A 13,311-nucleotide genomic window follows, 5' to 3' on the forward strand; every position below is an offset into this window, starting at 1 on the left:
AAGATTTGAGACTCTAGTTTTCTTGATTACACTTGCTGTCTCAAATCTCATATCTGGCTTCTCAAGTCTATAAAAGTTCAAAAATACCTGCTGCACCCTGTCCCGTACCTACGCACATGGTTACCATACCATATTTCTTATTTTGCCGTTTCAATTCATTCATCATCTGAACGGTTAGTTTTGCTCCGGTGCATCCCAGCGGATGGCCCAAAGCAATAGCGCCACCATTTACGTTAATAATGTCCGGATTCAAATCCAGTGTTCTGATAATGGCCAGTGATTGCGAAGAGAAAGCTTCATTCAGTTCAATCAGGTCAATCTCATTTTGATTTAAACCGGCCTGTTTTAAAGCTTTAGGTATTGCTTCAATCGGTCCGATACCCATAATTCTTGGTGGCACACCTGCTACGCTATAACTCACTAATCTGGCAATCGGCTCTGCATTCAATTCTTTCATTTTCCTTTCAGACACCACTAAAACAAATGCTGCACCATCTGAAGTTTGAGATGAATTACCTGCAGTTACACTACCCACAGCATCGAAAACGGGTTTCAATTTTGCCAGTTTTTCCAAAGTGGTATCTGCACGGGGCCCTTCATCCGTATCTACAACATAAGATCGTGTTTTCTTTTTCAGGTTTTCATCCAGGTAATTTTCATTTACGGTAATGGGCAGCACTCCATCTTTTAAATGTCCGTTTTTAATGGCATGGATGGCCTTTTCATGAGATTTAAGTGCAAAGGCATCCTGATCTTCACGGCTTACATTATACTCTTTAGCTACGGCTTCAGCGGTTAGTCCCATTCCCCAATACCAGTCTGGATTATTTTTCGCTACTTCCGCATTCGGAACCAGTTTCCAGCCACCAAATGGCATTCCACTCATTACTTCCACACCACCGGCAATGATACAATCTGCCATTCCTGCCTTAATTTTAGCTACGGCAGTTGCAATGGTATCTAAACCTGATGCGCAATAACGGTTTACAGTAACCCCGGGAACTTTATCGGTATCTAAACCCATTAGCGAAATCATCCGGGCAATATTCAAGCCCTGTTCAGCTTCTGGTGTGGCATTCCCTACAATCACATCATCAATTTGTTCCTTATCTAAATTTGGAACTGATGCCACCAAAGCCCTGATCACTTCTGCAGCGAGATCATCTGCTCTTGTAAAACGGAATACGCCGCGTGGAGCTTTACCCACTGCTGTACGATATCCGGCTATAATATATGCTTCCATTTTATTAGGATTAAAGATTAAGGAACAAAGAATAAAGACATCATTCCTTAACCTGTTTCATTATATAAGTGATTTTTTAAACGTCGATATTTTCTTTTGTAACTGAATAATATCTTTTATTAATTGTTCAGTGTTTTCCAAAACAAGAAAACCTAAATCAACACATAGCAGTACCTGTGTTTCAAGTTCAAATAACGAACCCAGAGCAACTGATAAAAAATGTGAAAATTCTTTATTTGAAGATCTGGAAGAGCCTTCCGCAATATTGGAGGGAACAGAAACAACACATCTGGAAATCTGTGATATTAAACCAAATTTTTCTGTTGCAGGCATATTATTGATGACCAAATAGGTTGCTTTGGTAATCGCCATGCCTTCTTTCCAAATCTGCAGTTGCCTAAAATTATGCATTTTACTATGCTCTTCTCCTTTGTTCCTTGTTCCTGGCTCTTTACTCCTTTATCTTTTTAATTCCTCAACGGCTTGCCTTTGGTTATAATAGATTGAATTCTTTCCAATGATTTCCGTTCTCCCGCCAATGATAAAAAAGCTTCTCTTTCCAAATCCAGTAAATACTGTTCACTTACCTCTGTAGGCGATGAAAGATCCCCGCCACACATCACGTAACCTAATTTTTCGGAGATTTTTTTATCATGCTCAGAAATGTAATGTCCGGCGTACATACTATTTGCACCGGCATAAACAATCCCTAAGCCTTGCTTTCCAAGCACTTTAATATCCGTTCTTTGAACGGGTTTGGTATACCCGGCATCGGCCAGTTCAATGGCTTTCGCTTTTGCATCGGCCAGTAAACGGTTGCGGTTCATCGAAATGGAAAATTTATCCTTTTGCAAATACCCTAGTTCATAAGCTTCATATCCTGAAGTGGATACTTTTGCCATTCCAATAGTTAAGAAGCGTTCTTTTAAAGCATTCTGGACAATCTGATCATCTTTATATTCATCAGATGCACGTAAAGCAAATTCTTTTGTACCGCCTCCTCCAGGGATCACGCCTACACCAAATTCTACTAATCCCATATAAGTTTCTGCGGATAACTGAACATGATCTGCATGTAAGCTGAACTCGCAGCCACCGCCAAGTGTTAAGTTATGCGGTGCCACCACTACCGGGATAGCGGAATAACGGATGCGCATAGACGTATTCTGAAACATGCGAATGGCCATATTCAGTTCATCCCACTCCTGCTCTACCGCCATCATAAAGATCATGCCCACGTTTGCACCGGCAGAGAAATTTGCACCATCATTACCGATTACTAAACCACGATAGTCTTTTTCAGCCATATCAATAGCTTTGTTAATACCTGAAATTACATCGCCCCCAATGGTATTCATTTTGGTGTGGAACTCTACATTCAAAATGCCATCCCCTAAATCGATGATGGAAACACCGGAGTTTTTCCAAAGGGTTTTATTTTCACGGATGTTATCCAGGATAATAAACTCATCCGTTCCAGGCAGGGCTTTATAAGATTTGGTTGGAATATCATAATACTTTTTGATACCCGCTTCCACTTTATAAAAGGAAGTATTGCCTGCATCAAGCATTTCATGCACCCAGGCCGCAGCTTTGTTCCCATATTGCTCCATGCCTTCTACACCTTCTTTTACGCCAACAGCATCCCAAAGTTCAAATGGCCCCAATTCCCAGCCGAAACCCGCACGCATGGCATCATCAATGCGATACAACTCATCAGAGATTTCCGGAATCCGATCAGACACATATTCAAATAAACCAAAAGAAGAATGGCGGAATAACTCACCTGCCTTATCTTTCCCCTTAGCAAAAATCTTCATGCGTTCGGGAAGATTTTCAACAGGTTTGGTCATCTCCAGCGTAGCTGATTTAACCTTTTGCTGAGGTTTGTATTCTAATGTTTTTAAGTCCAGTGCGAGGATTTCTGTTTTGCCTTCAGCCGTTTTTGTTTTCTTATAAAAACCTTGTTTGGTTTTATCGCCCAGCCATTTGTTCTCTTCCATTTTCTGCACGTAGGCAGGAAGTTTAAATAATTCGTGGGCTTTATCATCCGGACAATTATCATAGAGTCCTTTGGCTACTTTAATCATGGTATCCAACCCCACCACATCCGATGTACGGAAGGTGGCCGATTTTGGTCTGCCCAAAGCCGGACCTGTAAATTTATCAACCTCTTCTACCGTTAAGTCCAGCTTTTCAACCAGGTGGAGTAAAGCCATAATGGAATAAACCCCTACGCGGTTGGCAATAAATGCAGGCGTATCTTTACATAAAACAGTTGTTTTACCTAAAAACTTATCGCCATAATGCATCAGAAAATCAACAATTTCCGGTTTGGTATATGGCGTTGGAATCACCTCCAGTAATTTTAAGTAGCGGGGTGGATTAAAAAAATGTGTACCGCAGAAATGCGCTTTAAAATCTTCACTTCTGCCCTCAGCCATTAAGTGAATAGGAATGCCTGAAGTATTAGAAGTGATTAAAGTGCCAGGTTTACGAAATTGTTCTACCTGCTCGAAAACCTTTTTCTTAATATCTAGATTTTCTACCACCACCTCAATTACCCAATCAAAGCCGGCAATTTTCGACATATCATCATCAAAATTTCCAGTTTTAATTTTATTCAGTGCCTTTTTAGTGTAAACTGGTGATGGATTTGTTTTGACAGCCGTTTGCAAGGCTGTATTTACAATCCGGTTTTTAACAGCCGGTTTATCTAAAGTTAATCCTTTTGCCTGTTCTTCTGGTAACAGTTCTTTCGGGGCAATATCTAAAAGCAAAACTTCTACACCAATATTGGCAAAATGGCATGCAATCCGCGAACCCATGATTCCTGAACCCAGAACAGCAACTTTATTTATGCTTCGTTTCATAATTATTAATCAACAGTATATGCTACAGTTATATCATTTAATTTTATCAACAGATTAATGAAAGTCTCTTTTTCCTTTTTAGAAAAATGTTCATCGAGATATTCATTAAATTTTCTAACAACCCCCTTAGCCAAGTGTTTCTTTTCTTTACCAAAATCAGTCAGAAAAACTTTTACCGAACGTTTATCACCAACAGAAGTTTCTCTGTAAATCAGGCTGGCATCTTCCATGTTGTTTAGCATCCGCGACAGGCTGGTTGCCTTTACGCCAAGCAACCCTGCGAGGTTAGAAACAGCAGTACCTTCTTCATCATTGATATTGATCAGCATATAACCAATAGCCTGAGTAATTCCAAAACTGGAAGCCATCTGATTATACTTGTTAAACATATTTTGCCATGCAAATTTCACATGGTAATCAATAGTTTGCTGTTGTTTCATTTCAATAATTTATTATGCTTGCATAACAAAGCTAATGAATGTATTTTATTATTGCAATAGAAAATTTTAAAATAATTGTTAAAAGATGCTTATAATAGACGGATACAAATCAAACCTTCATAACGATGCTTTTTACGAAAAAAAATCTGATCATCCATTTATTGATGCTGCCTGCTTTTTCATGTCTGGCGCAAACATCATATTTTGGAAATGAGGCAACAATACTGGATAAGATAGAAAAATTAAAGAAAACAACTACACTATTTACTTTACCTTATTCCGGATATAAATCTGTTGAAAAATTTGAGGAAGCCATAAAAAAATCCTGGACCATTACACCCTATAAAATTATTAAACCAGAAGAACTGGCGGGCTATCAGCGCTCAACGGATTATTCTTTTTTTTATTTAGACAGCTATAGCGAACAAATTGACACCCTTAAAAATTTGAACCTGGTTTATGCACTAAAGGTGATTTCACCATCCGAAAACCCGAAGCAATTTGCAGAAACCACGCTGGCTACGGTTACCCTTTTTCCGGATGTACTGACCAGCTTACAAATGTCGCTTATTGAGCAGTCCAATTCAAAAAGAGCTGCAAAATCGAAACAGCTGAATTTACTTTATAATCAGGCTGTTTTCTTAAACTGGTCTCCGGGTATGCTATCGGGCTATTTAAAACAGATTAATGATGGACTATTATCCAACCAGACACGCGGACTGGATTATCAGTTCTATAATAAAGTAAGACTTCCTGAACTGGTAAATGAAACCTTATACCTTCCTGAATATATCAGGGAGGTTTTCTCAGCCCAGCCTGTTGCTCCGGTACAAGACATAGCTACTGAAGCACCATACCGTTATAAAATCAAATTCGTATCGAACGCCATACTGGATAGTTTAATTCTGAATAAAGATTCAAACATTAAATACCTGGTTTACACGAAACGTTCGAATGATAAAATCATCAGTATTTATGATAGCAGAGACGGATTACTGATTTACCAGATGTTTTCCTTTCAATCGCCAAATTTCAGCATGAGTGACCTGAATAACATTAAAAAAACAATCACATTGATTCATTAGTCATCCATTTTTAATGAACCATAAAATGTTATGGCATAAAAAAGGCCTCCGATTTTTATCGGAGGCCTTAAATTTATTTTAACTATTAACTAGTATAATGTAAATTCTACACGACGGTTTTTTTGACGACCAGCTGCAGTTTTATTCGTTGCAATTGGCTGACCCATTCCATAACCTGTAGCCTCAATACGTGATGCATTTGCACCTTGAGATACTAAGTAAGCTTTTACAGATTCAGCTCTTTCTTTAGATAAACGTAAGTTTAATTCTTTTGAACCAGTGTTATCTGTGTGACCAGCTAATTTTAAGCTAAAGTTTTTCTGCACCAATAATGCAGCAACCTTGTTTAATGAAGCATAAGATTTAGAACGGATAGTTGCTTTACCTAAATCAAACTCTAAGTTTTTAATGGCTTCACTCACCACTTTACGATCTTCTTCAGTGATTACTGTTACCTGAGGTTTTGGAGCCACTAACGGACAACCTGAACCATCAACCACTGTTCCTGATGGTGTATCAGGACATTTATCCAATTTATCAGCAACACCGTCACCGTCTGAATCTTTTAAGATGTCAGCCATATCTGAACGCAATTTTGCATTTTCAGCTTTTTGAGCATCAAGATCACCTTTTAATGCATCAGCAGTTTGTTTTGCTTTTAATGCCTCATCATAAGTTAAAGCAACCGGATTGTGGAAAGCCAATTGTTTTCCACTTCCCAAAGCAAATTCTAAACCAGCATAAGCATAGTTATATTTATCATTGCTTCCTCTGTAATAACCATCTAAGTTATCGCCATCAACAAAGTTGATTGTCCAACCTAAATCGAAGTTTACAGCATCTGAGATTTTAAATTTAGCACCAATGCCTACCGGGATAATTAATTCGCTAATTGTTTTATCACCTGCATACAATGAAGTACCAGCTGCTGTTGTAATTGTTGGTTTGTAACCAGCCAAGCCCGCTCCAACAGATGTATAAAGTTGCAAAGCATTCTCTTTCTTAAACATATCGATGTTAAACAAGTTAACAACAGCATTTAAACTACCCGAATATTCTAATTGCGTATCAAAAGCTGAAACCGAAGAGTTATTTGTTACACCACTGTCATAAGCTTCAGTATTATCGCCTTTTAATTTACCTCTTACCCCGTCTAAACGTAAAGAGAAATAAGGTGTAAATTGTTTCTTAATGTAAAGACCATAACCAAAACTCGTTTTGTTATTGCTAAAATCATTTTTACCACCTAGCGGAGAAAGTGGCGTTAAAGCACCTGCATTAACACCAACAGACCAAGTTCTGAAAGGTGTAGTTGAGGTAACTGGTTCCTGTGCCGAAGCAGCAGTTCCAATGAACAAACCGGCCAATGCTACCGGTAAAGATTTAAATAGATTTAATTTCATGTTCGATATTTTAATTTGTAAGCGTTTCCCTTAAATAGCAATTGCCATACCAAAAATATTGTTTTAAAAAATTAATAATATTTTTAATGCTTAATACCCAATGGCCTGATCATCTCCACGGGGATCGGCTCCCCCCTGATAGCTTCCGTTTTTGGTTCTTAAAATGGCATCTACCCTTCCAATCGGCCCACGGGGTACCAACTTATAACCTTTGGCTTTTAGTTTTTCCATCAACAGGCTATCCATGGCATCTTTTTCTGCATAAACTTCATCCGGTAACCATTGATGATGAAATTTCCTGGCTGAAACAGCCTGTTGCATATTCATGTCAAAATCAATCACATTAATAATGGTTTGAAAAACGGAGGTGATAATGGTTGACCCACCCGGTGTACCCACCACCATAAATAAATTTCCATTTTTCTCTACAATAGCTGGTGTCATCGAACTTAACATCCTTTTATCTGGCGCAATGGCATTGGCCTCTCCACCGATCAGTCCGTACATATTCGGTGCCCCTGGTTTGACTGAAAAATCGTCCATTTCATTGTTTAGCAGAAATCCACCACCTTTTACAGCAACCAGTGAACCATAAGAACCATTAAGCGTGGTGGTAACGGATACTGCATTTCCATCATGATCTGCGATGGAAAAATGAGTTGTTTCTTCATGTTCAGTCCCATTTATTTTTCCAGCCAGAACCTGGCTACTTGGTGTGGCAGCGGCCCAGCTAAAGTTGGCCATTCGTTTTCTATTATACTCGGGACTGAGGAGCTGATTTTGCGGCACCTGATAAAAATCCGGATCACCAAGATGTGTTGCACGATCGGCATAAACCCTCCGTTCTGCTTCAACCATTACCTGAACGGTTGAATCTTGATTATGCCCCCATCTTTTAAGTGGAAACGGCGCTACACTTTCCAGTAATTGTACCAGGGCAATACCTCCGCTCGAAACGGGTGGCATGGTGATGATTTTATAGCCCCGGTAATCACCTGTAATCGGTTTGCGCCATTTGGCATGATAATGCAGTAAGTCTTCTTTGGTGATCAAGCCTTTCCCACTTTGCATTTCGGCTACAATAGCATCGGCCACAGGCCCTTCATAAAAACCGGCACGTCCTTTTTCCTGAATCAGTTTCAGTGTATTGGCCAGTTCGGTTTGTACCAGCAAATCATTTTCCTTCCAGGTACTTTCTAAATTTACGAGAGCAGTTCCATTCGGATTAAACATCATTAATTTCTGATGCAGGCCGTTTAATTCTGCTGCTTGCCTTTTTGTAATGTTAAAACCATTCTGCGCGAGTTGTATGGCTGGCTGAACTACCTGTGCCCAGGTTAAATGTCCATATTTTTGATGGGCTTCTACCATCCCGTCTACCGATCCGGGAACACCGGCAGCAAGATGTCCGTACAAGCTTTTATCTATAATTGGCTCTCCCGATGGATCCAGATACATATCCCTGCTTGCTCCTGCCGCAGCCTTTTCCCTGAAATCAAGGGTATTAGTTTCACCTTTGGCAGAGCGGTACACCATAAAACCTCCGCCACCGATATTACCTGCATTTGGGTACACTACGGCTAATGCAAACTGAACGGCCACTGCAGCATCTATGGCATTGCCACCTTTCTTTAAAATATCAACACCTACCTGAGAGGCCTCCGGATGGGCTGAAACCACCATTCCGTTTTTATATTCGCCACTGTTATTTTTACCAAGCTGCCCGGTTACACAACCCGAAATGATAGTGGTAATGATGATAAAAACTGATAATACCTTAATGTGGGGCTTTATAGTTTTCTGCATCCTTATATATTTTTTCGATGATATCTATATTCTTTTCTGTAATTACTTTTCTCTTCAAACTTAATTTTGGTGTAAGTTCGCCACCATCAATGCTCCATTCTTTCGGTAATAAAGCAAATCTTTTTACCTGTTCCCATTTACCAAAAGAAACATTTGATGCTTCGATTACTTCATTGTATTTTGTTAAAACCTGCTCATTTCTGATAAGATCTTCCGGATTTGTAAAGGCAATGCCTTTCTTATTTGCCCATGATTTTAAGGTTTCAAAATTAGGGACAACCAAAGCTGAGGGGAATTTTCTATTTTCACCTAAAACCATAATCTGTTCAATAAAAATAGATTCTTTATATTTATTTTCCAGCATTTGCGGGGCAACATACTTCCCACCTGCGGTTTTAAACATTTCTTTCTTGCGGTCAGTAATCTTTAGAAATCTACCCTCTACCAATTCTCCGATATCACCGGTATGGAACCATCCATCCTGGTCAAGCGCTTCATTCGTTAAATCGGGACGTTTATAATAACCTTTCATCACCTGATGGCCTTTTGTTAACACTTCACCATCTGGCGCAATTTTAACTTCCACGCCGGTAATGACCTCACCCACGGTTCCAAACATGGTACCACCAAAGCGGTTTACCGTAATTACAGGAGAGGTTTCCGTTAAGCCATAGCCTTCAAAGACAGGCATCCCGGCGGCCCAGAATATCCGGGCCAGACGTGGGTTTAAAGCAGCTCCACCGGATACAATCACTACGATTTCTCCACCCAAAGCTTCCTGCCATTTCTTAAACACCAGTTTTCTGGCAATACTTAATTTAAAGTTATACCAGGCTCCGGCATCAATAGTATATTGTTCAGCCAAAGCCACAGACCAAAAAAAGATTCCTCTTTTAATACCTGTCAGGGCTTTACCCTTTTCCATGATCTTATCATATACCTTTTCCAATAAGCGTGGCACGGTAGAAAACGCATTAGGCTTAACATGCTGAATATCGGCTACAATGGTTTCCATACTTTCAGCATAATAAACTGCGGTATGGTTATACAGGTACAGATAAATAATCATCCGCTCAAAAATGTGCGACAGGGGTAAGAAGCTTAATCCTTTTTCTACGCCATTCGGCATCACCACCAATGAATTCACAAAATTCGACACCAGGTTATTGTGCGTTAACATCACGCCTTTAGGTGTGCCGGTGGTGCCGGAGGTATAAATCAGGGTCAGAATATCTTCCGGTTCAACTTTATTACGGTATTCATCCAGATCAATATCGATGGCAGATTTACCCAGATCAGTTAATACTTTCCAGTTTTCTACACCTTCAACTTCATTAAAACTATAAATTTTGATATCCGGATTTACCTCATTGACACAAGGTTTGATCTTCTCATATAATTCCTGATCAGCAATAAAAATGATAGAAACTTCTGCATCCTTTAAGATAAACTGAATATCATGTTCGGCCAGGGTTGGATAAAGCGGAATCTGATAAGCACCAATTTGATTAATGGCAAAATCAGTGATATTCCATTCCGGGCGGTTATGTGACATGACTGCAACCCTGCTTTCTTTAGCCATTCCCACGCTGATTAATCCGCGGCTCAGGTGGTCAACAGCCTCACAAAATGCGACTGTACTATAATTGACCCATTTCCCTTTAATTTTCCCACTAACAAAATCATCCTTAGGTTTTTCCAAGCTGTACTTTAATAGATCGAAAACGCGTTTAATTTCTGCAGCCATATCATCAATATATTTGGTTAAGTTAAAAAAATCAACATAAAAGACCTCACATCTGTATATGTTTCTTGTCAAATAATTTAGCCTAAAGCCGGAAAACCAGCACAAAGCTCATTACCTGAAATATTTGACTAAACTTAAGAATTCCATAATTACTATGCAAGCATTGTTTTTTAACATTAATTTTTTTACCCTCAAAACATAATCGGCATTAAAGTTGTTAGGCAGATCGTAATTAAAAAAATATTAATTTAAAAAAGCTCGTTTATGAAGAAGTTATTTACAATTTTAGGATGCATTGCTTTATTTGCTGTTACAACAACAACGGTTAAAGCACAAAATTACAAAAACGCAATCGGTGGTCGTTTTGGAACAGCTAATGGTGTGAGTTTTAAAACTGGCCTGAATAAAGGTGCTATGTTGGAGTTAATTGGTAATTTCAGAAGCTCAAAGGGCGTAGACTATTTAAGATTAACTGGTTTGTATGAAGTTTACAATCCAATTAATGGTGCTGATGGCCTTACCTGGTATTATGGTGGTGGTGGTACCATTGGTTCATACAAAGTAAAGGGCTTTGATAGCGATGTTTATTTAGGATTAAACGGTGTTTTAGGTTTAGATTATAAATTCAGAGGTGCTCCAATCAATTTATCTTTGGATTGGGTTCCTACTTTACAATTAACACCTGATACAGATTTTTATAGCGGTGATGTAGGCTTAGGCGTTCGTTTTACTTTCTAGAAAATGATTTCATAAAAAAGTCCTGCTAGATTCATTTCTTGCAGGACTTTTTTATGGACGATAAACTCACAACTCCAAACTTATTTCCCCGTCCATTTAGCAAATACCGCTTTCTGCTCAGATGTGGCATGCTCATTAATAGTAGCTTTTAAACGCACACTTGGATTTTCCTTTAATGTTAAAGCAATTTCTTTTTCCAAACCATCACGCATTACTTTCAGCTTCAGCACATCACCTATATTTTTCTTTGAAACCAGTGGCAAGGTTTCCAGTGAAATCATCGGACTTCTTAATTTAATGTTAGACAAAGCATCGTTAACACTAACACCATCTAAAGAAACAATTTCATCATTTACATTTAAACCGCTTATCCAGGCTGCCGAATTTCTGGTTACTGAAGTAACACTAAGAGTACCGTTGTTGGTTAATTGGCCGGAAGCACCACTTACCGGTTTACCTGGTGTAGCATTTTCGGTGGTAACATCTACCCCAGCCATTTTAAAATATTTCTGATATTCCACATCATCCACGCCATTCACATACTTTGCCCAGAAATTAGTGAAACTGATTCCTGCAATTTTTTCCACCATGGCTTTAAATTCTGCATCGGTATAGCCACGTTTCAATGTTTTGCATTGCAGGTACATAGCTTTCATCACATCATCAAGACTTTTGGTTCCTTTTGTGGCGTTAATAATTTCCAGGTCCATCAAAATACCAATGACCTCACCTTTACTGTAATAGGATATGGAATTATTCTTTGAATTTTCATTTGGACGATAGCCAATAATCCACGCATCATAACTGGATGATGCTGCCGACTGGTATTTGGCACCTGGCGTATTCACCACTGTACCAACGGCACCTGCCAGATCATTTACAAACTGAGCCCCATCATTAAAGCCAGCCCTTTGCATATATTTATTTTCATAATAAGAGGTAAAACCCTCTGCCACCCAGAGATTGGTGGTGTAATTTTCATTGTCATAATCGAAAGGGCCTAAAGCCACCGGACGTAAACGCTTTACATTCCATAGGTGATGATATTCATGCGCCACCAGGGCAAGGAAACCTTTATACCCTGCTTCAGTATTATAGGCATTTCTGCTTGCCCCCAAAGTGGTAGAATTTAAATGCTCCAAGCCGCCGCCGCCCCTTAAAAAATTATGCACGATAAAAACATAATGTTTGTTGGGGTTTTCACCATAAACTTTAGTAGGCTCCTCCACAATTTTAGCCATATCTACTTTCAGCTTTTCTTGATCGTAGTTTCCGCCGCCATACATGGCTACCTCGTGACGTACTCCCGCTGCCATAAATTCAAAAACATCCTGGTTGCCTACTTCAATGGGACTATCGTATAAAATATCAAAGTCAGTGGCTTTATAAGTAAACTGCTGACCGGCAACAGGCTCCAAACCAGTAGACACTTTACTCCAGGTATTAAACGGAATAATCTTTACTGTACTTGGCGATTTGATCATGCCATCAGGATGCATAAAAATCCCTGTCGGCGATAAAAAAGCGTGAGATTCATCTATGAATGGTGTACGCACAGAAATTTCAAATGCATAAACACGGTAGTTGATTTTGATATTGGCTGATTTTGCCGAGAAAATGCGCCAGGTATTTTTTCTTACCTTCTCTACCTTTACGGCTTTGCCGGATGCAGTGGCTTTAAATTCCTCTACACTTTTTTCAAATTCACGTACCAGATAAGATCCTGGTGTCCAAACCGGCATTTTAACATCAACATAATCTTTAACCAAACCAGAGATGTTCATCTGAACTTCTGCATAATGTGCCTGTGGTTCTTTAAAAGAAACTTCAAAGCCAATTTTTACCTGCGCCTTCGCTGCCATAATACATGTTAGTAATAAAACTAAACCTAAAATTGATTTTTTAATAAACATATTAATGTGATTTGCCACAAATTTATATTTATTGCTTAGTTTTTCGAATTAAAAACGGCGAAG

General features: G+C 39.0%; 10 protein-coding genes. 2 read left to right on the forward strand and 8 right to left on the reverse strand.

From position 1 onward, the window contains the following. Positions 1–67: 67 nt before the first annotated feature. The 4 genes from OQX64_RS21600 to OQX64_RS21615 are packed head-to-tail and all read right to left on the reverse strand — an operon-like array spanning position 68 to position 4,556. A complete protein-coding gene (locus OQX64_RS21600) occupies positions 68–1,243 on the reverse strand; it encodes an acetyl-CoA C-acyltransferase (protein WP_088302263.1) in 1,176 nt (391 codons plus the stop codon). Between the two features lie 60 nt (positions 1,244–1,303). Then, positions 1,304–1,654 (reverse strand): four helix bundle protein, encoded by a 351-nt coding sequence (locus OQX64_RS21605; RefSeq protein ID WP_265820319.1) that lies wholly within the window; start codon positions 1,652–1,654, stop codon positions 1,304–1,306. A 56-nt stretch (positions 1,655–1,710) separates the two neighbouring features. After that, positions 1,711–4,116, reverse strand: coding sequence for a 3-hydroxyacyl-CoA dehydrogenase/enoyl-CoA hydratase family protein (locus OQX64_RS21610; RefSeq protein WP_265820320.1), 2,406 nt, complete (start codon positions 4,114–4,116; stop codon positions 1,711–1,713). Positions 4,117–4,121: 5 nt separating this feature from the next. Beyond that, complete coding sequence (locus tag OQX64_RS21615; RefSeq protein WP_088302260.1) at positions 4,122–4,556, reverse strand: MarR family winged helix-turn-helix transcriptional regulator; 435 nt, start codon at positions 4,554–4,556, stop codon at positions 4,122–4,124. 125 nt (positions 4,557–4,681) lie between these two features. On the opposite strand from OQX64_RS21615, the gene OQX64_RS21620 reads away from it, so the two are divergent. Then, on the forward strand, positions 4,682–5,641 hold the full coding sequence (locus OQX64_RS21620; RefSeq protein ID WP_265820321.1) for a hypothetical protein: 960 nt from the start codon (positions 4,682–4,684) through the stop codon (positions 5,639–5,641). Between the two features lie 89 nt (positions 5,642–5,730). Here OQX64_RS21620 and OQX64_RS21625 read toward each other — a convergent pair whose 3' ends face one another. From OQX64_RS21625 to OQX64_RS21635, 3 genes are all read right to left on the reverse strand, one after another. Further along, the gene (locus tag OQX64_RS21625) at positions 5,731–7,044 is read right to left on the reverse strand and encodes a DUF6089 family protein (RefSeq protein WP_265820322.1); all 1,314 of its coding nucleotides are present in this window, start codon (positions 7,042–7,044) and stop codon (positions 5,731–5,733) included. A gap of 90 nt (positions 7,045–7,134) precedes the next feature. Continuing rightward, positions 7,135–8,850, reverse strand: coding sequence for a gamma-glutamyltransferase (gene ggt / locus OQX64_RS21630; RefSeq protein WP_265820323.1), 1,716 nt, complete (start codon positions 8,848–8,850; stop codon positions 7,135–7,137). After that, on the reverse strand, positions 8,822–10,597 hold the full coding sequence (locus OQX64_RS21635; protein ID WP_265820324.1) for an AMP-dependent synthetase/ligase: 1,776 nt from the start codon (positions 10,595–10,597) through the stop codon (positions 8,822–8,824). Before OQX64_RS21635 ends, ggt begins: the two co-directional genes overlap by 29 nt. Positions 10,598–10,861: 264 nt before the next feature. Between OQX64_RS21635 and OQX64_RS21640 the strand changes: the two genes are divergently transcribed. Continuing rightward, positions 10,862–11,335: a hypothetical protein gene (locus tag OQX64_RS21640; RefSeq protein ID WP_088302254.1), complete on the forward strand. Its 474-nt coding sequence runs from the start codon at positions 10,862–10,864 to the stop codon at positions 11,333–11,335. Positions 11,336–11,415: 80 nt separating this feature from the next. On the opposite strand, the gene OQX64_RS21645 is transcribed toward OQX64_RS21640, so the two are convergent. Beyond that, entirely contained in the window at positions 11,416–13,197 is a 1,782-nt protein-coding gene (locus tag OQX64_RS21645; protein ID WP_265820325.1) for a M61 family metallopeptidase, read from the reverse strand. Positions 13,198–13,311 lie beyond the last annotated feature (114 nt).

The organism is Pedobacter sp. GR22-10 (assembly GCF_026239715.1).
Lineage (GTDB): Bacteria > Bacteroidota > Bacteroidia > Sphingobacteriales > Sphingobacteriaceae > Pedobacter.

Bases quoted from the DNA above. Each gene is read 5' to 3' on its own strand.
- OQX64_RS21600 (WP_088302263.1), bottom strand. From the start codon at position 1,243: ATGGAAGCATATATTATAGCCGGATATCGTACAGCAGTGGGTAAAGCT.
- OQX64_RS21605 (WP_265820319.1), bottom strand. From the start codon at position 1,654: ATGCATAATTTTAGGCAACTGCAGATTTGGAAAGAAGGCATGGCGATT.
- OQX64_RS21610 (WP_265820320.1), bottom strand. From the start codon at position 4,116: ATGAAACGAAGCATAAATAAAGTTGCTGTTCTGGGTTCAGGAATCATG.
- OQX64_RS21615 (WP_088302260.1), bottom strand. From the start codon at position 4,556: ATGAAACAACAGCAAACTATTGATTACCATGTGAAATTTGCATGGCAA.
- OQX64_RS21620 (WP_265820321.1), top strand. From the start codon at position 4,682: ATGCTTTTTACGAAAAAAAATCTGATCATCCATTTATTGATGCTGCCT.
- OQX64_RS21625 (WP_265820322.1), bottom strand. From the start codon at position 7,044: ATGAAATTAAATCTATTTAAATCTTTACCGGTAGCATTGGCCGGTTTG.
- ggt (WP_265820323.1), bottom strand. From the start codon at position 8,850: ATGCAGAAAACTATAAAGCCCCACATTAAGGTATTATCAGTTTTTATC.
- OQX64_RS21635 (WP_265820324.1), bottom strand. From the start codon at position 10,597: ATGGCTGCAGAAATTAAACGCGTTTTCGATCTATTAAAGTACAGCTTG.
- OQX64_RS21640 (WP_088302254.1), top strand. From the start codon at position 10,862: ATGAAGAAGTTATTTACAATTTTAGGATGCATTGCTTTATTTGCTGTT.
- OQX64_RS21645 (WP_265820325.1), bottom strand. From the start codon at position 13,197: ATGGCAGCGAAGGCGCAGGTAAAAATTGGCTTTGAAGTTTCTTTTAAA.